Annotated in this window: 22 protein-coding genes and 1 tRNA gene; 10 read left to right on the top strand and 13 right to left on the bottom strand. The window is 58.1% G+C overall.

Features of this window, described 5'->3' with window-relative positions; translation table 11 throughout:
* Positions 1 to 274 precede the first annotated feature (274 nt).
* The 6 genes from HKK52_RS13390 to HKK52_RS13415 all read left to right on the top strand — a co-directional run bounded on the left by HKK52_RS13390 (position 275) and on the right by HKK52_RS13415 (position 4,184).
* The gene (locus HKK52_RS13390; protein WP_169371211.1) at positions 275 to 1,159 is read left to right on the top strand and encodes an alpha/beta fold hydrolase; all 885 of its coding nucleotides are present in this window, start codon (positions 275 to 277) and stop codon (positions 1,157 to 1,159) included.
* Positions 1,160 to 1,327: 168 nt separating this feature from the next.
* A tRNA-Gly gene (locus tag HKK52_RS13395) sits at positions 1,328 to 1,401 on the top strand.
* A 309-nt stretch (positions 1,402 to 1,710) separates the two neighbouring features.
* On the top strand, positions 1,711 to 1,890 hold the full coding sequence (locus tag HKK52_RS13400; protein WP_169371212.1) for a type II toxin-antitoxin system HicA family toxin: 180 nt from the start codon (positions 1,711 to 1,713) through the stop codon (positions 1,888 to 1,890).
* Between the two features lie 37 nt (positions 1,891 to 1,927).
* Entirely contained in the window at positions 1,928 to 2,335 is a 408-nt protein-coding gene (locus HKK52_RS13405) for a type II toxin-antitoxin system HicB family antitoxin (protein ID WP_169371213.1), read from the top strand.
* Positions 2,336 to 2,812: 477 nt separating this feature from the next.
* Positions 2,813 to 3,076 carry a short-chain dehydrogenase gene (locus HKK52_RS13410; RefSeq protein WP_123507545.1) on the top strand — a complete coding sequence of 88 codons (264 nt, stop codon included), beginning with the start codon at positions 2,813 to 2,815 and terminating at the stop codon, positions 3,074 to 3,076.
* A gap of 379 nt (positions 3,077 to 3,455) precedes the next feature.
* Positions 3,456 to 4,184, top strand: a complete 729-nt coding sequence (locus HKK52_RS13415; protein ID WP_169371214.1) for a class I SAM-dependent methyltransferase — start codon at positions 3,456 to 3,458, stop codon at positions 4,182 to 4,184.
* A gap of 80 nt (positions 4,185 to 4,264) precedes the next feature.
* Here the strand turns inward: HKK52_RS13415 and tam are convergent, their stop codons facing one another.
* Positions 4,265 to 5,035, bottom strand: a complete 771-nt coding sequence (gene tam, locus HKK52_RS13420) for a trans-aconitate 2-methyltransferase (RefSeq protein WP_169371215.1) — start codon at positions 5,033 to 5,035, stop codon at positions 4,265 to 4,267.
* A 394-nt stretch (positions 5,036 to 5,429) separates the two neighbouring features.
* Here tam and HKK52_RS13425 point away from each other — a divergent pair, with 394 nt between their 5' ends.
* Positions 5,430 to 5,933 carry an inclusion body family protein gene (locus tag HKK52_RS13425; protein ID WP_169371216.1) on the top strand — a complete coding sequence of 168 codons (504 nt, stop codon included), beginning with the start codon at positions 5,430 to 5,432 and terminating at the stop codon, positions 5,931 to 5,933.
* Positions 5,934 to 6,056: 123 nt separating this feature from the next.
* Positions 6,057 to 6,596 (top strand): AidA/PixA family protein, encoded by a 540-nt coding sequence (locus HKK52_RS13430; protein WP_169371217.1) that lies wholly within the window; start codon positions 6,057 to 6,059, stop codon positions 6,594 to 6,596.
* Between the two features lie 52 nt (positions 6,597 to 6,648).
* Here the strand turns inward: HKK52_RS13430 and HKK52_RS13435 are convergent, their stop codons facing one another.
* Positions 6,649 to 7,734: a type I restriction endonuclease gene (locus tag HKK52_RS13435; RefSeq protein ID WP_169371218.1), complete on the bottom strand. Its 1,086-nt coding sequence runs from the start codon at positions 7,732 to 7,734 to the stop codon at positions 6,649 to 6,651.
* Between the two features lie 322 nt (positions 7,735 to 8,056).
* Here HKK52_RS13435 and HKK52_RS13440 point away from each other — a divergent pair, with 322 nt between their 5' ends.
* A complete protein-coding gene (locus tag HKK52_RS13440; protein ID WP_169371219.1) occupies positions 8,057 to 8,467 on the top strand; it encodes a low affinity iron permease family protein in 411 nt (136 codons plus the stop codon).
* Between the two features lie 42 nt (positions 8,468 to 8,509).
* Here the strand turns inward: HKK52_RS13440 and HKK52_RS13445 are convergent, their stop codons facing one another.
* The 8 genes from HKK52_RS13445 to HKK52_RS13480 form a co-directional block, all read right to left on the bottom strand.
* A complete protein-coding gene (locus HKK52_RS13445; protein ID WP_133837416.1) occupies positions 8,510 to 9,013 on the bottom strand; it encodes a DUF4142 domain-containing protein in 504 nt (167 codons plus the stop codon).
* Positions 9,014 to 9,087: 74 nt separating this feature from the next.
* Positions 9,088 to 9,246 carry a KGG domain-containing protein gene (locus HKK52_RS13450; RefSeq protein WP_010462447.1) on the bottom strand — a complete coding sequence of 53 codons (159 nt, stop codon included), beginning with the start codon at positions 9,244 to 9,246 and terminating at the stop codon, positions 9,088 to 9,090.
* A gap of 117 nt (positions 9,247 to 9,363) precedes the next feature.
* Complete coding sequence (locus HKK52_RS13455; protein ID WP_169371220.1) at positions 9,364 to 10,713, bottom strand: sensor domain-containing protein; 1,350 nt, start codon at positions 10,711 to 10,713, stop codon at positions 9,364 to 9,366.
* A gap of 81 nt (positions 10,714 to 10,794) precedes the next feature.
* Positions 10,795 to 11,433 carry a LysE family translocator gene (locus HKK52_RS13460; protein ID WP_169371221.1) on the bottom strand — a complete coding sequence of 213 codons (639 nt, stop codon included), beginning with the start codon at positions 11,431 to 11,433 and terminating at the stop codon, positions 10,795 to 10,797.
* A 34-nt stretch (positions 11,434 to 11,467) separates the two neighbouring features.
* Entirely contained in the window at positions 11,468 to 11,908 is a 441-nt protein-coding gene (fos, locus tag HKK52_RS13465) for a fosfomycin resistance glutathione transferase (RefSeq protein ID WP_169371222.1), read from the bottom strand.
* Positions 11,909 to 11,914: 6 nt separating this feature from the next.
* Positions 11,915 to 12,640 carry a hypothetical protein gene (locus HKK52_RS13470; protein WP_237150782.1) on the bottom strand — a complete coding sequence of 242 codons (726 nt, stop codon included), beginning with the start codon at positions 12,638 to 12,640 and terminating at the stop codon, positions 11,915 to 11,917.
* Positions 12,641 to 12,669: 29 nt separating this feature from the next.
* Positions 12,670 to 13,404 carry a hypothetical protein gene (locus HKK52_RS13475; RefSeq protein ID WP_169371224.1) on the bottom strand — a complete coding sequence of 245 codons (735 nt, stop codon included), beginning with the start codon at positions 13,402 to 13,404 and terminating at the stop codon, positions 12,670 to 12,672.
* A gap of 265 nt (positions 13,405 to 13,669) precedes the next feature.
* Positions 13,670 to 14,587, bottom strand: a complete 918-nt coding sequence (locus tag HKK52_RS13480) for a LysR family transcriptional regulator (protein ID WP_169371225.1) — start codon at positions 14,585 to 14,587, stop codon at positions 13,670 to 13,672.
* Between the two features lie 78 nt (positions 14,588 to 14,665).
* On the opposite strand from HKK52_RS13480, the gene HKK52_RS13485 reads away from it, so the two are divergent.
* Positions 14,666 to 15,154, top strand: a complete 489-nt coding sequence (locus tag HKK52_RS13485) for a DMT family transporter (protein ID WP_169371226.1) — start codon at positions 14,666 to 14,668, stop codon at positions 15,152 to 15,154.
* 78 nt (positions 15,155 to 15,232) lie between these two features.
* Here the strand turns inward: HKK52_RS13485 and HKK52_RS13490 are convergent, their stop codons facing one another.
* The 3 genes from HKK52_RS13490 to HKK52_RS13500 all read right to left on the bottom strand — a co-directional run bounded on the left by HKK52_RS13490 (position 15,233) and on the right by HKK52_RS13500 (position 18,778).
* Entirely contained in the window at positions 15,233 to 16,564 is a 1,332-nt protein-coding gene (locus tag HKK52_RS13490) for an MFS transporter (protein WP_169371227.1), read from the bottom strand.
* Between the two features lie 97 nt (positions 16,565 to 16,661).
* Complete coding sequence (locus HKK52_RS13495) at positions 16,662 to 17,588, bottom strand: hydroxymethylglutaryl-CoA lyase (protein ID WP_169371228.1); 927 nt, start codon at positions 17,586 to 17,588, stop codon at positions 16,662 to 16,664.
* On the bottom strand, positions 17,585 to 18,778 hold the full coding sequence (locus HKK52_RS13500) for a CaiB/BaiF CoA transferase family protein (protein ID WP_169371229.1): 1,194 nt from the start codon (positions 18,776 to 18,778) through the stop codon (positions 17,585 to 17,587). Before HKK52_RS13500 ends, HKK52_RS13495 begins: the two co-directional genes overlap by 4 nt.
* Positions 18,779 to 18,903 lie beyond the last annotated feature (125 nt).

Consider the following 18,903-nt stretch of genomic DNA (forward strand, 5'->3'; position numbering starts at 1 on the left):
CAATGACACTTGCGCGATGCCGTTGCCCCTGCTTGAATCAGGACGTCGGCCAGATTGTGACCGATGAGTCACAACATACTTCTAAGAAACTTTTTGCCGGCAGAGAACCCTCAGGTTCCGCCTTCCACCGGCAGACTGCCCGCCAATAATAAAACCCGTCGACCGGCCTTCAATGGATCGACATGGGCTCCAAATTCCAGGCGAATGCCTACCTGTCACAAAGCTCGTGCAATCTCATTTGCGCGCATACCCGCTTGCCCAGGAGTCTTATGACATGAGGCCAGAAATCGCTGTGCTGGATATACAGGGTCAGTATCGGGTTTACACGGAGTTCTATCGCGCAGACGCCGCAGAGAAGACCATTATTCTGGTCAACGGCTCGATGGCCACGACTGCGTCGTTTGCTCAGACCGTGAAAAACCTTCATCCGCAGTTCAACGTGGTGTGCTACGACCAGCCCTACGCGGGCAAGTCAAAAGCCCACAATAAGCATGAGAAATTGCTGACAAAGGAAGTCGAAGGCCAGATCCTGCTGGAGCTGATCGACCACTTCGCCGCCGAACACGTGCTGTCGTTTTCCTGGGGCGGCGCCGCCACCCTGGTCGCCCTCGCCCACCGGCCACGGCGCATCGAAAAAGCCGTGATCAGCTCGTTCTCCCCGGAGATCAACGAGCACATGCGCGACTACCTCGAACGCGGCGTCGACTACCTCGGCAGCCGTGACGGCGACCGGGTCGGCAACCTGGTCAACAGCACCATCGGCAAACACCTGCCATCGCTGTTCAAGCGCTTCAACTATCGCCATGTGAGCAACCTGGCCGAGCACGAATACGGGCAGATGCACTTCCACATCAGCGACCTGTTGCACAGCGATCGCCAGTGCTTCCTCAAGGCTGCCGAGAAAATCAACGTGCCAGTGCTGTTCATGAACGGCGAATGGGACGAATACACCGCCGCCGACGGCGCCCGGCTATTCGCCAACCACGTGCAACACGCCACTTTCAGCACCCTGCAAGCCACCGGGCACTTCCTCGACATGGAACACAAAGCCGCCTGCCGAGACAGCCAGAACGCACTGCTGGGCTTCCTGAAACCGACGCAACACACCAGCCGACCGCGTTACCACTACGTCCAGGAACACCATGCACTGGCAATCTGAAATAGAGTCATCGCGAGCAAGCCCACTCCTGCACTGCTAACGCAAACCTGTAGGAGCGAGGCTTGCCCGCGAATGGCCGTATTGTCGTTTCACCTGTGCTAAATGCAGCGCACATAAAGAAAAACTTCAAATCCATGCGTACATCTGGTACAAAGTCAGCCGCTCTGAGCGGGTGTCGTATAATGGCATTACTCCAGCTTCCCAAGCTGATAACGAGGGTTCGATTCCCTTCACCCGCTCCAATCGAATTTTGGTCTCACGTTGAGGTTTTTGACGGGGGATGTAGAGATAGAAAAAAACCGGTCCGATGTGGCCGGTTTTTTTATGTCTGGGATTTGAGCCAGGTGTGCGCTTCGCATCACCTCTGCAAAACACTGCAATACAGCAAACGCCTTATTTGTAGATATTCCGCGCCCTCCTCGGCAAGCCCTTCCTAGACTCGGTTGCAGGCACTTGCCCATTGATGCGAAAAAAAGGATCGGTGGTTATGGTGTTGATCAGACAAATCCAGTAGGTATAGTAACCACCTAAGCACACCACACGGAGGTGATGTGAATAGTCGATTTTTGATAAGCCAAATCGTTGCTGACGGCTGGTATCTGGTTCGAATCAGAGGCAGCCATCATCACTTCAAGCACCCGACCAAGCCGGGGCTGGTGACAGTTCCTCACCCGAAAAAGGACCTGCTCAAGAAAACGGCCATGAGTATTTTGCAACAGGCGCTGCTCTGACGAACTCAATGCTCGGCGTCTCAGGAGGACAAAGAACATGCTTTACCCAATTTCGATTTCAATGGGCGATGACGAACACGCCTGGGGTGTGGAAGTACCGGATATTCCTGGCTGCTTCTCTGCTGGTGAGGATCTGGATGATGCGATGGCCATGGCTCGCGAAGCCATTGAGGGCCATTTCGAAATTCTGGCTGAGGACGGTTCGCCGATTCCGCCTGCCAACAAAGTCACCTTACATGCTGCCAATCCGAAATATGCAGGCTGCACCTGGGCGCTGGTGGATATTGATGTCACCAAATATCTGGGCAAAGCACAGAAGCTGAACATCACACTGCCTGGCTACCTGCTCAACCGCATTGATGAGTACGTATTGCATCATCCGGAAGAGAAAAGCCGCTCGGGTTTTCTGGCTTCGGCAGCGCTGAAGGTTTTGCAGCAAGGTTGATGAATTTATTTTTGATAGTTCAACCGGTCCCTAGTGACCGGTTTTTTTTGATCGGGATTTAGAGAGGAGCTGATTGCGTCTTTTGAAGCAGCGAATCAACGCCAGCCAAATTGAGTGCCGGGAGCCCATTCTTCGGGCCTCGAATGAAGCCGATTTTCGAAAAAGCAACGTCCTACACTAGTCTAGGAATTGTCCGTAGACTTGCGGATTGCTGCGTTTTCACCATGAAGCCTATAGTCACCCAACGCCAAAATGGCGTGTCGGGTTTGGCGACTCGGCGACATGGTGCAGAAGCTTCCGGGCAATTTCGGAGCGCTTCTGGACGCACTTAGCTGCCTGTTTTTGGTAGCTGTGCGTGGGAGATCCTAGGATCTGCCGGTTTTACCATGTCCGGTTCGCCAACCCGCGTACAGCTGCCACCCATTTGTTTGGCGACAACTTGAGTGGCGATGTCTTACTACTACATGGTCATCACTTATGAACGAATACATGGCTCTAACCAGCAACGCCGACGATTTACCTTCCCTGTTCGTCAACACCACTCAACCGCTGCACTCATTGCTCAGCACGGCCAGTTACAGAATCCGGGCCGTGACGCAGCTCCTGGAAAACCTCGCGATGCGAGGTGATATCACGTCTGATTCGGTGGTCCTCAGCGACTTTGCATTGCTCTGCTGCGTGCCCTTGCGCGACGGTTGCGATGTGCTGGACGTGATCGCTCGACGCATGGATGCGGAATAGTTCTGACGGTTAGATCGGGCGCCTTTTGGGGCGCCCTTTTCGTACCTGTAGCAGCTGGCGAAGCCTGCGTTCGGCTGCGCAGCAGTCGTGAAATCAGGCGATGCGGTGTATCAGAAGGACCGCGAATTCAGGTTTTACGACTGCTGCGCAGCCGAACGCAGGCTTCGCCAGCTGCTACAAAGAGTGGGCTTGCCCTTGCTTACACATCCATAACGCACATCTCGTTCCCCCTCTGCGCCCAACCCGCTAGCATTCCCCCATCTACAACCACCCTCCCCCTGCGCGGCCATCAACGAATACGCGCCATCACTCTTCGAGGGAAACCAATCGGCCGCACCGCCGGTGCCGCCCGTGACGAACTCAATAGAGCAACGCGAACATGACGCAAAACATTTACGACGATCCTGAGTTTTTCCAGGGTTACAGCCAGATGGGCCGTTCTATCGGAGGTTTGGACGCCGCGCCTGAATGGCCTGCGCTTCAATCAATGCTGCCGCCGATGAAAGGCTTGAAGGTGGTGGACCTGGGCTGCGGCTATGGCTGGTTCAGCCGTTGGGCCAGTGAGCAAGGTGCCCACAGCGTGCTTGGTCTCGATGTGTCGGAGAAGATGCTGGAACAGGCGCGCAATACGACCTCCGCTATCAACATCCAATACGCCCGCGCCGACCTTGAACATCTCGACTTGCCTACCGGCAGTTTCGACCTTGCCTACAGCTCTTTGGCGCTGCATTACATCAAGGATCTGCCAGGCCTGTTCGCCAATATCCACGCAGCCCTGAAACCTAGTTCACGCTTTGTATTTTCCATCGAACACCCGATTTTCATGGCGCCGCGTAATCCCGGTTGGCTGATTGATGGCGAAGGTCGCAAGCGTTGGCCGCTGGACAGCTATCAGTTGGAAGGCGAGCGTGTGACGAATTGGCTGGCTGATGGGGTGATCAAGCAGCACCGCACGGTGGGGACTTTGCTGAATACGTTGATTGCAGCGGGATTCACGATTCGGCACGTCAATGAATGGGGGCCGAGTGACGCCGAGGTGGCAGCGCAGCCGGCTCTGGCGGAGGAGCGAGAGCGGCCGATGATGATGTTGGTGGCGGTGGGACGTTGATACTTAAATAGAACGAACACTGATGACTCTGTGGCAGGAGAGCACGCTCCCTCGCCACAGGTTCGGTGTCACATTCAGCGTTACCGCGTCGCGACAATGAACAACCGTGGAAACGGCAACAGCACCGTCCCATCCTCCAGCGCCGGATAAGCCTGTTCGACCGCCGCCAGATACCGCTTCAAATATTCCGCCCGCTCACCCTCATCCAGCGGATCCAGAAACGGCCGCAACCCACTCCCTTTGAACCACTCCACCACACCCGACGCCCCACCCGCCAGCGGATGATGGTAAGTCGTGCGCCACACATCAACCCGCTTACAGTGCGGCCGCAGCATCGAGTAGTAATCGCTGGCACTCGCCATTTCTGTCCGTTGCCCGGCGGCGTCCGCCAGTTTGCTGGCCCAGGGACCATTGGCGGCGATTTCACGCATCAGGCGATGGGACGGCTCGTTGAGGTTGTCCGGCATCTGGATCGCCAGGCTGCCGCCCTTGGTCAGCCGCGATGCGAGCGACGGCAGCAACGTCGCGTGATCAGGCAGCCACTGCAACACCGCGTTGGCGAATATCACGTCGAACGGGCCGCTATCGTTCCAGGTACCAATGTCAACGGTGTCGAACTTCACTTGCGGCAGACGCTTGCGGGCGGCTTCGATCATGTCGGGCGAACTGTCCACGCCGCGCACCCATGCATTGTCGAAACGCTCTACCAACAATTCCGTGGAGTTGCCGGGGCCACAGCCGATGTCGATGGCGGAGCGCGCATCCACCGGCGGGATCGCCGCGAGCAGATCCCGAGCCGGGCGAGTGCGTTCATCTTCAAAAGCGACGTATTGCTTGGCGGACCAACTCATTGCGTTCTCCTGTCGAAGGGTTGCCCTGGCCTGGGCCGGCAACCGGTTCGCTACGATACTCCGCCCGGTGCGCCAGCCCAATCCGACTTATGGCGATCGCAGAGGATATGCCACGCGGTTTTTATCGCTGATTCATTGCAAGACATAACCCAATCGACCGTTCGTCGAGAGAACAGTAAAGCAATTTTGACAGCCTGCATATCGCACCTATAGTCCTTATCGCGGCCAGTCGGAAGGAACCCGACCTGTTAATTTGCACGCAAGGAGCAAGGCCAACTCGTGCCTCGTGCATGGTGGGTTCCGCCCGTAGTGTTTCAGCAACGGCCGCAAGGCAAGCAAGCGTTGTCATGTCTGGAAAATTGCCAGGCACTCACTATGAACAAGGAGCTTTACCATGTCTCGATTCACGGATGTGCTGGTCACGATCGATACCGAAACCATTCTGAAAAACTACCCGAACATCAGTAAAGACCCCGCCAGGCCAACGATGATCGACGTTAATCATGTGTACATGGTGACCAACCGGGACAACGTGATCAATGGCCAGGCCGGTGGCGAACTCAATGTCAGAGCCAGCGTGGGCGATATGATTCGCTGGCGTGAAACCAGCCTGTCGCAGAGCTTCGAGAAGGCTGTGATTTTCTACAAGTTCATTGGCAACAACGGCAACGAGTTGATCACCCCGCCTTCGCCACGCAAGGCTACGGCCTGCGTCGCCGTCCCTAACACCAGCAACCCATCGGTGCCGAGCTGCCAGAAAGTCGATAACCATTACTGGTCTTCGGAAACCCTGTCGTGCGGTAGCGTGACCTATCACTTCCATTTCCTGATCGTCGATCGCGACTGCAAAATCGTCGGCTGCTGCTCGTGGGATCCGTTCATTACCATCACCAATTGACGAAGGCTGGTCCCTTGGCAGCAAGGGACTTACCCCGTTCGTTGCCGTTTCGGCAGGAACAGGATGTCTTGCATGAACCGAAGCGGCTTCCGTGTTGTGCCAACATCATGAAAGGAATCCATGATGACTTCCGAACCGATCAAATCGCCCTCTTCCAGCGTCGCGACCGCCAACAATGTATTGCTGATCGTCGATGCCGAATCGCTGCTGGCAAAGTACCCGACACCGAGTCTTGAGGCTGAAAATCCGACGTCTGTCAGCGACGGATTCATCTTCGCCGTTGTCGGCAAAGACCCCAAGAAACCTGTTATAAATGACAGCTTATTGAAATTAACTGTCAGCAATGGAAAAACCTTTCACATTCGCGGCCGCACCGTGAGTTTGCTCGCTGAAAACAACGTGGTGTTCTACGACATGACCGTGGGCGATACCCAAGTACTCTCCCTGCCGACACTGGTTGTACACACCGGCCTCACTGTCCCGGCGCCCAACCCGACCAACCCGACCCAACCGGGCAGTCACCAGGCCGATGATCACTATTGGGAGTGTTCGCAACTCACTGCCGGCGTAGCCACCTGTGAGTTGAGCTTCATGTTGGTTAACCAGCGATGTGAAGCGGTGGGGTATTTCAGTTGGGCGGTTGAGGTGGAGCTTTCTGCTTGAGCGGATCCCATAAAAAAACCGACCTCAAGGACCGGTTTTTTTAGGTTCCGTGTTACTCGTAATAGCCAACTGTCTTTTTCAAATCATCCGAATAGTTGTAGATATCGTCTATCGAACTGATGGGATGTCGGGTTTCATTTTTCTCTTGGTCGAAGATCCCGATGTATTTCTGTGAGCGATTAAAATGCAGACGACAAATCGGCTTGCGGTTGTTGTCGTCAAGCAAAATGCCGAAGTAACTCTGTGTGTCGCGCTGAACAATCCGCTTGGCATCGACAACTGAACGAACCACGGCGCGAACGATGTGATAACCCTCCAGCTCCTCCAGAGTCGTAATAATCTTGTCCTCTGACTGATCTCGAACATCTGGCTGTTCAGCAACACCAGCGGGAACAGGTAGAGAAGCCAGGGTTGGTTGAATAGCTCCGCTCATAGCCGACTTGAGCCGTTCATTGATCTGGTCATTAAGGAACTGCACCACTGCCTTTCTCGTCAGCTCGTGGAACTGTTCACGGACTTTTTGCGTAATGACCCCGTCGTACACGCGTGACGCGAAAACTTTGACGAAGTCGTCATCCGGTTTGCTGACCTGCGACGCAATGATCTTCTTGATTTGGCTGACGTACTTTAATTCGCCTGCGGCGCTGATGATCGAATCGACGTCGAACGCGGACTTGGTGAGCTTGATCAGTTCGGGAACGGAGTATTCATCGATTTCCAGTAAATCAAGTTCAAGGAATGGCTTCTCGTCCATCTTGTTCGGCGCATCCAGGTCGGTGAAGAATTTGTAGACTTGGCCGTTGGTCAGGATGGAGATTCGAGCGCTGGTGACATGGAAATAGCGGAAGAGTTGAGAGGCATGATTGATGTGCAGTGGTTCGCCGATCTTTTTGCATTCGATCAGAATCTGGACCTCACCGCCTTTCATGATCGCGTAGTCAATTTTTTCTCCCTTTTTCGTTCCGATATCGCAAACGAATTCCGGGGTCACTTCGGTCGGATCGAAAACATCATAGCCGAGCACGGTACTGATAAAGGGCATGACAAAGGCGTTCTTGGTCGCCTCTTCCGTCTTGATTGCAGCACTTTGTAAACGAACTTTGGCGGCTAGACTTGTTAACTTTTCAAAGAATTCCATGAGTGGCCTCTAACTTGGTTTCGATCCGAGTGTTTGCATGCTGGCGATTTGACTGCCATTGATACTAGACACAAACCGGCACAAAGAAAGAAACCGACCAGGAATGGGGAATTGAACCGTTTTCTAGGGTCCTTAGCCAGAGAGTAATTCGCTACAGATCGCCAAGATCGCAGCCTTCGGCAGCTCCTGCGTTTAGCGCATTCCATCGGAGCTGCCGAAGGCTGCGATGTTTTAGCGCGTCCCCACATCACTCGTAAAAAAAGAAATTCCAACACGCCGTCGCTGTCTGAATTTCAGGCGCATCCCTATAAGGAACACGGCAATGAAATTCGCAAAAATCTCGCAGAAACTCGCGCTGTGGGCCGGCAGTCCCACGACGTTTATGGTCGCTATCATTCTGATTGCTGTGTGGGGGTTAACCGGGCCGATTTTTGGTTACAACGACACCTGGCAACTGATCATCAACACTTCCACCACCATCATCACCTTCCTGATGGTGTTCCTGATCCAGAACACCCAGAACCGCGATACGGATATTTTGCATTTGAAGATTGATGAGTTGCTGCGGGTGACCAAGGAGGCTCAAAACGCGATGCTGGGGCTGGAGTCGCTGGATCTGAAGCAGTTGGAAGAGTTGAGGAAGCAGTACCGCAAGATCGGCGAAGGCGAGACGATTTCCATGGACGTCGCCCCCAGCGGCGACAAGCCAAAATCAAACCTGGATCAATGCTGAAAACCTCTGCGGGTGACCTCGGTCACCCGCGCTGCATAGGGGCTAGCGGCTGGCTTGCAGGGCCTTGGCCATCTGCAGGTGGTTTTGCAGTTTTGGCAAGGTTTCTTCGGCGAACGCCTTGATTTCCGGGACGTCGGTGGTCTTCGCTTCTTGCTCGATCTGCGCGATGGCCTGCTGGGTGGTTTGCACCTGGCTGGCGGCGTAGGCCTGGTCGAAGGTCGGGCCGTCCTTGACTTCCGGGATCATGGTTTTGGACTTGTCGATCACTTCTTCACGAGGTGCCACCGGCAGGTCGAGCTTCTTGGCGATCTTCGCCAGATGCTGGTTGGCGGTGGTCAGATCGTTGATGACGACGACCGTGTAGTCCTTGACCTCTTTGGATTCGGTTTTCTGGTGCGCCAGGCGACTGGCTTCGATGTCGGCCATGCCTTTGGCGGAGGCATCGTTGATGAAGTCGGCGGGCGACTGGGCAAAGGCGCTGCTGGCGCACAGGCCCAGCAACGTGGCAAAACTGGCATTGCGTATACGGGTGGCCATCCGGCTCATGGTCGCGCCCTCCATTCGAAAAAATTCAAACGGGAGCTTTCGCTCCCGCCTCTCAATCAAAACTACCTTATCCACTACTTGGATTTCTGACCACCTTTGCGGCCCATATCGGGTTTCGCAGGGTCTTTGTCAACAGTCGTGGTGGTAGTTTTCCCACCTTTGCGACCGGCTTCAGACGCCTTCGTTCGATCGTTGGCAAAGTTTCCCGAGTTCGAGTTTCTTGAGTTAGGCATGATTCTCTTCCTCTTGGTGTTGATCGCGGCGAGCACACGCCCGCATAGGATCAGAATTCCGATCAGGCCAAAGGTTTAGAAAAAATCGGGGAAATTGCGACGAACGGTGGTGAAAACTCAGGCTTCAAGCGGCCGGTGACGCAGGCGTTTGACCGCGTACATCGCCTCGTCGGCGTAGCGAAACAACTGCTTTTCTTCCGTGCCGTGCTCAGGATAGAGCGCCGCACCGATGCTCGGTTCGATGTTCAGGCTGTGGCCATCCAGGCGCAGGGGTTGTACCAACACTTGTCGGATTTTTCCGGCGACGCTGTCGGCGTCTTCGGCGGCGTGGATGCTGTGCAGCAGCACCACGAACTCATCGCCGCCGATGCGCGCCACGGTGTCGCTCTCGCGCACGCAGCCCTTGAGCCGATTGGCCACCGCTTGCAGCAACATGTCGCCGACCGCATGGCCGTGGGTGTCGTTGACCTGTTTGAAACGGTCGAGATCAACGTACAACAGCGCCATCCGCCCGCCCTCGGAGCGAGCTTTCGCCAGCGACGATTTGAGCCGCTCGCGGAGCAATTCGCGATTGGGCAGTTGGGTGAGTTGATCGTATTGGGCCATGTGTTGCAGCCGCGCGTGCAGCTGCTTGCGCTCGATGGCGGTCGCGACCTGGGCGCAGACGTATTGCAGCAGCTCTTTGTCCTGCTCGGTGTAGCGCTCGCCGCCGGCCTCGCTTTTGACGATCAGCGCACCGATGGTGCCGTTCTGCGAGTTCAGCGGCACGCCGAGCCAGCACGGGGAATCCTGCCCCGCCACCAGCGCCTTGAAGCCTTCGGGTAGCGCGTCCTGGTCCGGGGTCAGCAAGATCGGCTGGCCACTGCGAACGACCTCGGCGCACAGGCGTCCGGTCACCGTGCCGGGCAGTTCGGGTTGATGTTCACGGTCGTCGATGTGATAGGGAAAGTTCAGCTGCGCGCAGTGCTCGTCGTACAGCGCCACGGAAAAATTCAGCGCCGGCAGCCATTCACCGATGATCGTGTGGATGCGTTTGAACAGCGCCAGCAAATCTTCCGCCGCATGGGCCGCTTCGGAGATCGCATACAACGCCGCTTGTCGCGACTCGGCCTGTTTGCGTTCGGTGATGTCCCGGGCCACGGCGATGCGCAGTTGATCGACTTCCGACCAACGCGCCGACCAAAGGATGTGCACCACCCGGCCGTCCTTGCGCAGATAGCGGTTTTCGAAGTTGAGCTTGGGCTCGCCGTCCATGATTTCCCGCGCGGCATCGAGGGTGCGCTGGCGGTCGGCGGGGTGTACCAGGTCGATCATCGCTTGGCCGACCAACTCATCCGGGGTGTAGCCGAAAACACGCTCGCAAGCCGCGCTGACAAATACGAAGCGACCCTGTTTATCCACCGCACAAACGGCGTCCAGCAACAGGTCGATGTAGCTCGCCAAAGGCGCGGAATTTCGGGTGGTCATGGTGCAGGCGAGTGTCCGGACAATGCAGCAATAAAAAAACCATCCTTGAACGGTGCCGCTGACGCATCCCCGCGATCAGCCTCAAGCCTTGTTCGTGACCAACCCCGGCAATGCATGGGCCAGGGCGTTGATGGCGAAACCGATAAACATTACCCCGCACAGCCGAGTGATCAACAGTTCATGGCGTTGATACACGGTGCGCACCTGCCGCGCACCGACAATACCAATGAGAATAGCGTACGCCAGCAATCCGCCCACAAAGCTCAGGGCAATCAGCCAAGGTAGCATCGACCAATGGAGCAATTCGGCGCGGCTGGACAGCAACGCGGTGAACGTCGCCACGGCCACCGGGTAGGCTTTCGGATTGGTCAGGCCGAACAGGATGCCGTGCCAGAACGGCTGCCGCGCCGGCCCTTGCGGGGTTTCAGCGCTGCTGCGGCGAGCGCGAATCGCCCGCACACCGAGCCAGAACAGATAGAGCCCGCTGAGCACGCCCAACACATCGAACGCCGTGCTGCCGATTTCCCGGGCGCCGACAATCGCGATCAGCGCGGTGCTGCACCAGACCACGTCCCCGAGCAAATGCCCGCACAGGAACCCCGCCCCCGCCCGTCGACCACGGGCCGCGCCAATCCCGAACACCGCCAGCACGCCCGGGCCGGGGGTGATGCCGTAGATAAAACCGGAGGCGAGAACGGCCATTAGTAGCGATGGGGTCATGGGGAAGTCCTGTTTGGGGCGATGGGTCGCAAGTTTATCTCAGGTCCTGGCGATCAACTGACTGATCGTCGAAGAACTTCATGCCGGCGTACGGCCGTTGCCGACAGGCTTGCAGGCGCGACGCCAGGTCACCGACATGGGCTTCGAGCTTGTGGCCGTCCGGATCGAGGAAGTAAAACGACGCGCCTTCGCTGCGGTTGTCGCGCCATTCCTGCACACCGGCAGATCGCAGGTTTTCAACGAACACGGGAAAGTCCGCAGCGCTGACAGTGAAGGCGTAATGGGTGTAGTCGGCGGCAGGTTCGGATTTTCGCAGTGGATCGAAGGAAAGGCACAACCACAGGCCCGGCAGCGAAAGATAGGCGCCGGTGTCCCAGGTCGCGTCGAGGCGCAGCTGCAACAGGCCTTGATAGAACGCGACGCTGCGATTCAGGTCGGTGACGGCGAAGGTCAGGTGGTTGAGGCCGGTGAGCATGGGTGATTAACCTTTGAGCGCTTCGGGCACGACGTATTGTTTACCGTCGTAATTCAGGATGACCCGTGTTGTTTTCAACTTTTTGGCCTTGTCCTGGCACTCTTTGCCCACCAGAAAGCGTTGGGTCACTGTCACGGTAGAGCTGACAACAAGATCCGCAAAGCCGTTGTGATGGGTGTTGCCGATATCGACGGTTCTTTCGGTTCGCTCGCCCTGTCCCGCACAGTTGCCATCCCACTCGCCCCGCCCCGTCGTCATCACCAACCCTTCCAACACCGGGCGCAAGGTAGCGCCGTCGCGCAGATACAGCGCCAGTTGATTCGTGTAGTAAGAATTGATACTTGATCTGGTTTCAAAACGTGAGCGGATGCCGAACGCGCGAGCGTCCGGCGTCAACTTGTAGCGTGCCGTATCAATGGTCAGGCCTTGATACGCCACGGCGTCCGAAGAGTAGGCGTCTTTTTTACGGTAGCTGGCCAGGGGTTTCGCGCTGGACGAACGGATGAGCGCCAACGCCAGATCGACGTTTCCGACATCGCCGTTGCCGTCGGGAGAATCCGGCTTGAACGTCGTCGTGGCGACAATGGTCTGGTCGTCATACGCCGGCCAGACTTTGCAAAGGGTGACCGACTGCGCGTCTGAGGAGGCTTCTTCGCAACCCGCTTGCGCCTGACTGGCCGCCGCGATGAGGCCGAGGACGATGAGTGAGTTCAGTAGCTTCTTAACGGTCATCATGTTCTTCCCTGATCGATGCGCAGTCTTTAAACGCCCTTGAAATCGCCTGGCAAAACATAGTTTTTACCGTCGTACCGAAGCGTCGTCTGCACCGGCTTGGCGGTCACGGAGTTGGATTCACACGCCTCTCCTTCACCCTTGCCAACCGTGCTCATGGACACTGTTTTGACGATCAGGTCCGCGTAGCCGTGGGAACTGGTCTTGCCGATTTCCAGGGTTCGGGTGATTTCATAACGCTCGCCGGCACAATTGCCATCCCATTCACCGCCGTACTGATAGGTGATGAGTCGATCCATGACCGGACGCAGCGTGTTGTCCTCTTTGACGTAGAGCGAGAGCAATGTTTCATCCATTGGATTGACGCGTGACGAGCCCTTGAACGTGGCGCGCACGCCGAACGCTCGCAGGTCGGGTGTGAGCTTGTAACGCGCCGTATCGAGTTGCAGGTCTTCGAAGGCAATGGCATCCGACTCAAAAGCCGATGACTTGTGATACGTCGCCAACGGCTTCGAATCACCCGCAGAGACAACGGCCAGATCGAGATCGTATTTGCCCTCAGGCCCGGAACCGCTTGCCGAAAAACCCGACTCGAACTGCGAAATCGCCGTAATCGCCAACCCCGGATAAGCCGGCCAGTCTTTGCAGACCGAATAGCCGAAATCGCCATAAAACGGCGGCTTCTCACACGCGGCAAACGCCTGCGACGTCATCACCAAACCGCACAGCGCGGTAAACCCCATCCAGCCAGACTTCAATGTCATTCCCTGTTCCTTGTGTGATTCAAACCAGTCAAATTCTGCCGCGCACTATCCTCGGTGCGCGGCGTCCGCTCAACAAATTGTTGCCGCCCATCAATTAAGCCATAACACAACCTGTAGCAGCTGGCGAAGCCTGCGTTCGGCTGCGCAGCAGTCGTGAAATCAGCCAACGCGGTGATGCAGGTAGACCGCGTGCTCAGGTTTCACGACTGCTGCGCAGCCGAACGCAGGCTTCGCCAGCTGCTACAAGGCGCGGGTTTGCCGGAAGTTAATTAATGACTGGCTTTATCCCCTGCTCAATCCGCCCATTCAACCAATTCAACGCTTGATCCCCGCCGCGCCGTTTATGCCAGACCAGCACAAAGGTAAACGAAGGAATATGAAACGGTGGCGGGACAACAATCAGCGATTGCTCATCAACATCGCGCAACCCACGCGAGGCCACGGTCAGGATCAAATCCGTGCCGCTGATGAACTCCGGCGCAACGCTCCAGTGCGGCAGGCTGATCGCCACGCGACGGCGTTCGCGCAGGGCCGTCAGTGCCCGCTCGATTTCCGGGGTGCCGCTGCCGCGCATTTCCAGCAGGACGTGGGGACGGGCCAGGTAGGTCGGTAGATCGAGCGTGCCGTCGGCGGGCAGGCTGTGGCGGTCGACCAGGCAGGCGTAGTGCTCCTCGAACAATGGCGTGCTGCGCAGTTCATTGGGTAATTCTGGAAACACCCCCGCCGCGACGTCGATATCGCCGTTGAGCACGCCATCGAGCATGCCTTCGCGGCTGGCGTGGCTGATTTGCAGGTCGATGCCCGGCGCTTCCCGGCGCAAGGTGCGGATCAGCCCCGGCAGGACGATGGCTGCGCCGTAGTCGGACATCGCCAGGCGAAAGGTGCGTTTGGCGGTGGCCGGGTCGAAGGTGTTGGGTGCCAGCAGCGATTGCACCTGGGCCAGGGCTTCGGCCAACGGTGCGATCAACTCCAGCGCTCTTGGCGTCGGCACGAGCGTGGCGCCGGCGCGCACCAATAACGGGTCGCCGAGCAGATCGCGCAAGCGTCCCAACGCATGGCTGACCGCCGGTTGACTCAAGTGCAGACGCTCGGCGGCACGGGTCACGTGTTGCTCGCTGAGCAAGGCGTCGAGGATCACCAGCAGGTTGAGGTCGATGCGTCGTAGATCATTCATCTGCTGCATGTTCTGCATAGCGAATTGGAATTTAAATTTGCGCGGCGAATACCCTAGAGTCCAGCAAAACCTGTTGGAGTCATGAACATGAGTACGTTGCAGTGGGCCGGTCTGTTGCTGCTGGCAGTGATTGCCGGGGCGGTGGTGCCGTTTCAGAGTGCGATCAATGCCAACCTGAGTCGGGGCCTCGGGCATCCGTTATGGGCGACGCTGGCCTCGTTGCTGGTGAGTTTGCTGGTGCTGCTGCCGATCATCCTCGCCCTGCGTTTGCCGCTGCCGTCTTTGGCGTTTATCAGCAAAGCGCCGTTGTGGATGTGGGCCGGTGGCGTGTTCGGCGTGTGCTTTGTGGCGCTGGCGGTGATGTTGCTGCCGAAACTCGGTGCGTCGGGATTTGTGGTGCTGGCGCTGACCGGGCAAGTGATTGCCTCGATGGTGCTCGACCATTTCGGGTTGTTCGGACTGGTGGAGCGGCAGTTGACCTTGCCCCGGGTGTTTGGCGCGGTGTTGTTGGTGGCGGGGGTGGTGTTGATTCAGTTCAGTGGTGCATCGGGTAAAGCGTTGATTGCGACTTCTTGAAAATCAAAAGATCGCAGGCTGCGCCAGCGCCTACGGGGATGCGTGGTCCCTGTCGGCGTTGGGGCAGCCTGCGTTCTTTTAAAACTTGTCGAGGGTGCGCAGTTTCTGCGGCAGGCCCCACATCAGCAGCGCTGCAGCGATCAACGCCGCGACACCGATGACGTACAGCGCCGGGGTGGTGCTGCCGGTCAGGTCCTTGATTCGCCCCACCATCACCGGGCTGACGATGCCGCCAAACTGGCCGAGGGTGTTGATCACGGCAATCCCGCCCGCTGCACCAGCGCCAGCACCGGCCAGCAGTTTCGGTGGCAGGGTCCAGAAGCTCGGGATGCAGGCGATGATCCCGGCACCGAGCAAGCCCAGCGCGACGATCAGGAAGGTCGTGTGGTTGGCGAAGATCCCGGCGCAGAAGAACCCGACCGCGCCCAGCGTCACCAGGCCGGCGACAAACTTGCGGCGTTCACCGGTGGAGTCAGACAAGCGCCCGATCACCACCATGCTGATCGCTCCGCAGATGTAGGGAATGGCGGTTAGCAGGCCGATCATCACCGGGCTTTCAGTCCCCGCGCTGCGGATCAATTGCGGCGCCCAGAAATTCAAGCCGTAGGACGCGACCTGGATCAGGAAGTAGATCAGGCCCAAGGTCAGAAACCCCGGAATCTTCAACGCCGCGAGCAGCGAGCCGCCACCCTTGTGCGGTTCGTGATGAGCGATGCGACTGGCCAACAACGTCTTCTCCGAAGCGGTCAGCCAATGGGCGTCTTCGATGCGGTCCTTGAGCAACTTCAGCACCAGAAAGCCGAGAACGATGCAGGGCACGCCGCCGAGCAGGAACAGCCAGTGCCAGCCGCGCATGTCCATCACGCCGTCGAGGTGTTGCAGCACCAGACCGGAGAACGGTGCGCCAACCAGACCGGCAAACGCCGACGACAGAAACAGCATCGAAGTGATGCGCCCGCGATAGTGCTGCGGGAACCACAGCGTCAGGTAATACAGGACGCCCGGGGCGAAACCGGCCTCCATCGCGCCGATGACAAAGCGCAATGCGTAGAACTGCCATTCGCTGTTGACGAAGACCATGGCGGCGGTGGCGACGCCCCAGGACATCATGATCCGGGCGATCCAGCGCCGTGCGCCGACCTTGTACAGCATCATGTTGCTCGGCACTTCGAACAGCACGTAACCGACCACGAACAACCCGGCACCGAGGCCATAGGCGGTGTCGCTCAGGCTCAGGTCGGTCTGCAGCTGGAACTTGGCGAAGCTGATGTTGATGCGGTCGAAAAACGCGAACAGGTAGCAAACCATGATCAGCGGCATCAGACGCCAGGCGACCTTGCTGACCAGGGCTTTTTCGACATCGTGGCTAACGGACGGGCTCGCGCCCGCCTCCAGTACGTTGAGGCTCATGGGGTTTCTCCAGGCGGACTGCCCGTGGGTGTCCGATTGTTTTTGTTGTCTGGGTGAGGTGCTTGAAATGCTTTTTTTACTGTGGGAGCGGGGTGTGTCAGGACGGGCTCGGGTGCAGATCGCAATTGCGTCCGGCCTTGGCCAGTTGGCCGGGCACTTCGTGGCCCAGCAGTGCCGGCAAGCTTCGGGACAGTTTCAGCAGCAGCGGCAGATCGATGCCGGTGTGGATGCCGATTTCATCGCACAGATTGACCAGGTCTTCGGTGCAGATATTGCCCGAGGCGCCCGGGGCAAACGGGCAACCACCGAGCCCGCCGAGTGCGGCGTCGAAGCGTCGGGCACCGGCCTCGTAGGCGGCCAGCACGTTGCACAAACCGAGGCCACGGGTGTTGTGGAAATGCAGGGTCAGGTCCGCGGGCGAAACTCGCTGCAACACCCGGCGAACCAGTCGATCCACCTGTCGTGGATTGGCCATGCCGGTGGTGTCGGCCAGGGTGATGCCCTGAATGCCGAGTTCCTGATAGGCCTCGACGATTTGCAGCACCCGGTCCTCATCGATCTTGCCTTCGAACGGGCAGCCAAACGTGGTGGCGATGCTGCCGTTGAGCCGCACCTGGGTGCCGCCGACGTAGTGCACGATCTCGCCGAATGCGGCCAATGAGTCTTCACACCGCATGCGCATGTTCGCCAGGTTGTGGGTCTGGCTGGCGGACATCACCAGGTTCAGCTCATCAGCCCTCGTCGCCAATGCACGTTGCGCGCCTTTGAGGTTAGGGATCAACGCGACGTAAATCACATAAGGCTGCCGGGTGATGCCCTTGAACACCAACTCACCGTCGCGCAACGCTGGAATGGCTTTCGGCGAGACAAACGAGCCGGCCTCGATGCGGCTGAATCCGGCCATCGAAAGCTGATCGATCAGCGCAATCTTGTCGACGGTTTCGACCCAGGTCGGCTCGATCTGCAAACCGTCCCGAGGCGAGACTTCCTGCACGATCAGCGTCTGGGAAAAGTCAGTGATCATTGCACCACCCCTTCGGCTTTCAGCCGTTCAATGTCGGAACCGGTCAGGCCCAGCCCGGCAAGAATGCCGTCGGTGTGCTGGCCCAGTTGCGGCCCGGACCAGTTCACGCCACCGGGGGTTTCGGAGAGTTTCGGCACGATGCCCGGCATCTTCACCGTGGCGCCGCCGGGCAGTTCGGCGTTGAGCAGCATGTCCCGCGCCTGATAGTGCGGATCGGCGACGATGTCGGCCACCGAATAGATGCGCCCGGCCGGGACTTCGGCGGCTTCCAGTGCGGCCAGCACGTCATCGATGGGCAGGCTGCTGGTCCAGTGAGTAATCGCGGCGTCGAGCACATTGCTTTTCAAGGCGCGACCGTCGTTGTGAGCGAATTCCGGTGCCTCGGCGAGATCACTGCGACCAATCACGCTCATCAAGCGCTTGTAGATCGGGTCGCTGTTGCCGGCGATCACGACATAAGCGCCATCGGCGGTCAGGTAGGTGTTGGACGGTGCAATGCCCGGTAGAGCGCCGCCGCTGCGTTCGCGGATATGGCCCTGCATGTCGTATTCCGGCACCAGGCTTTCCATCACGTTGAACACGCTTTCGGCCAGGGATACATCGACCACTTGCCCGCCGCCCTGCCCGGTCTTGACCCGCAGCAACGACATCAGCGCGCCGATCACCGCGTGCAACGACGCCAGGGAATCGCCGAGGCTGACCCCGACCCGTGCCGGTGGTGAACCGGGGGTGCCGGTGGTGTAGCGAATCCCGCCCATGGCCTCGCCGATGGCGCCGAAACCCGGACGGTCACGGTACGGGCCGGTCTGGCCATAACCGGAGATGCGCACCAGGGTCAGGTTCGGGTTGAGGGCGTGCAGCACGTCCCAGCCCAGGCCGAGTTTTTCCAGGGCACCGGGGCGCAGGTTTTCGATCAGCACGTCGGCGCTGGTCGCCAGTTGCTTGACCAGTTCAATGCCTTCAGGGGATTTGAGATTGAGCGCCAGGGACTTCTTGTTGCGCGATTGCAGGTACCACCACAGCGAGGTGCCCTCGTGCAGTTTTCGCCATTTGCGCAGGGGATCGCCCTGGCCCATGGCTTCGATCTTGATCACCTCGGCGCCGAACTCGGCGAGCATGCGCGCGGCAAACGGCGCGGCGATCAGCGTGCCGATCTCGATTACCTTGATTGCACTCAGGGGGGCAGTCATCGCGGGGTACCTCTGTTGTTCTTGGAATATGAGCCAAGGCTAGAGGACCGAGGGGACAGGAATCCAACCTTCAGTTGGCAACGGGCGTTCGTGAAACGCGAACGGTCAGGGAGATTGTCGCTGTC

It is taken from the genome of Pseudomonas sp. ADAK2 (assembly GCF_012935755.1).
Lineage (GTDB): Bacteria > Pseudomonadota > Gammaproteobacteria > Pseudomonadales > Pseudomonadaceae > Aquipseudomonas.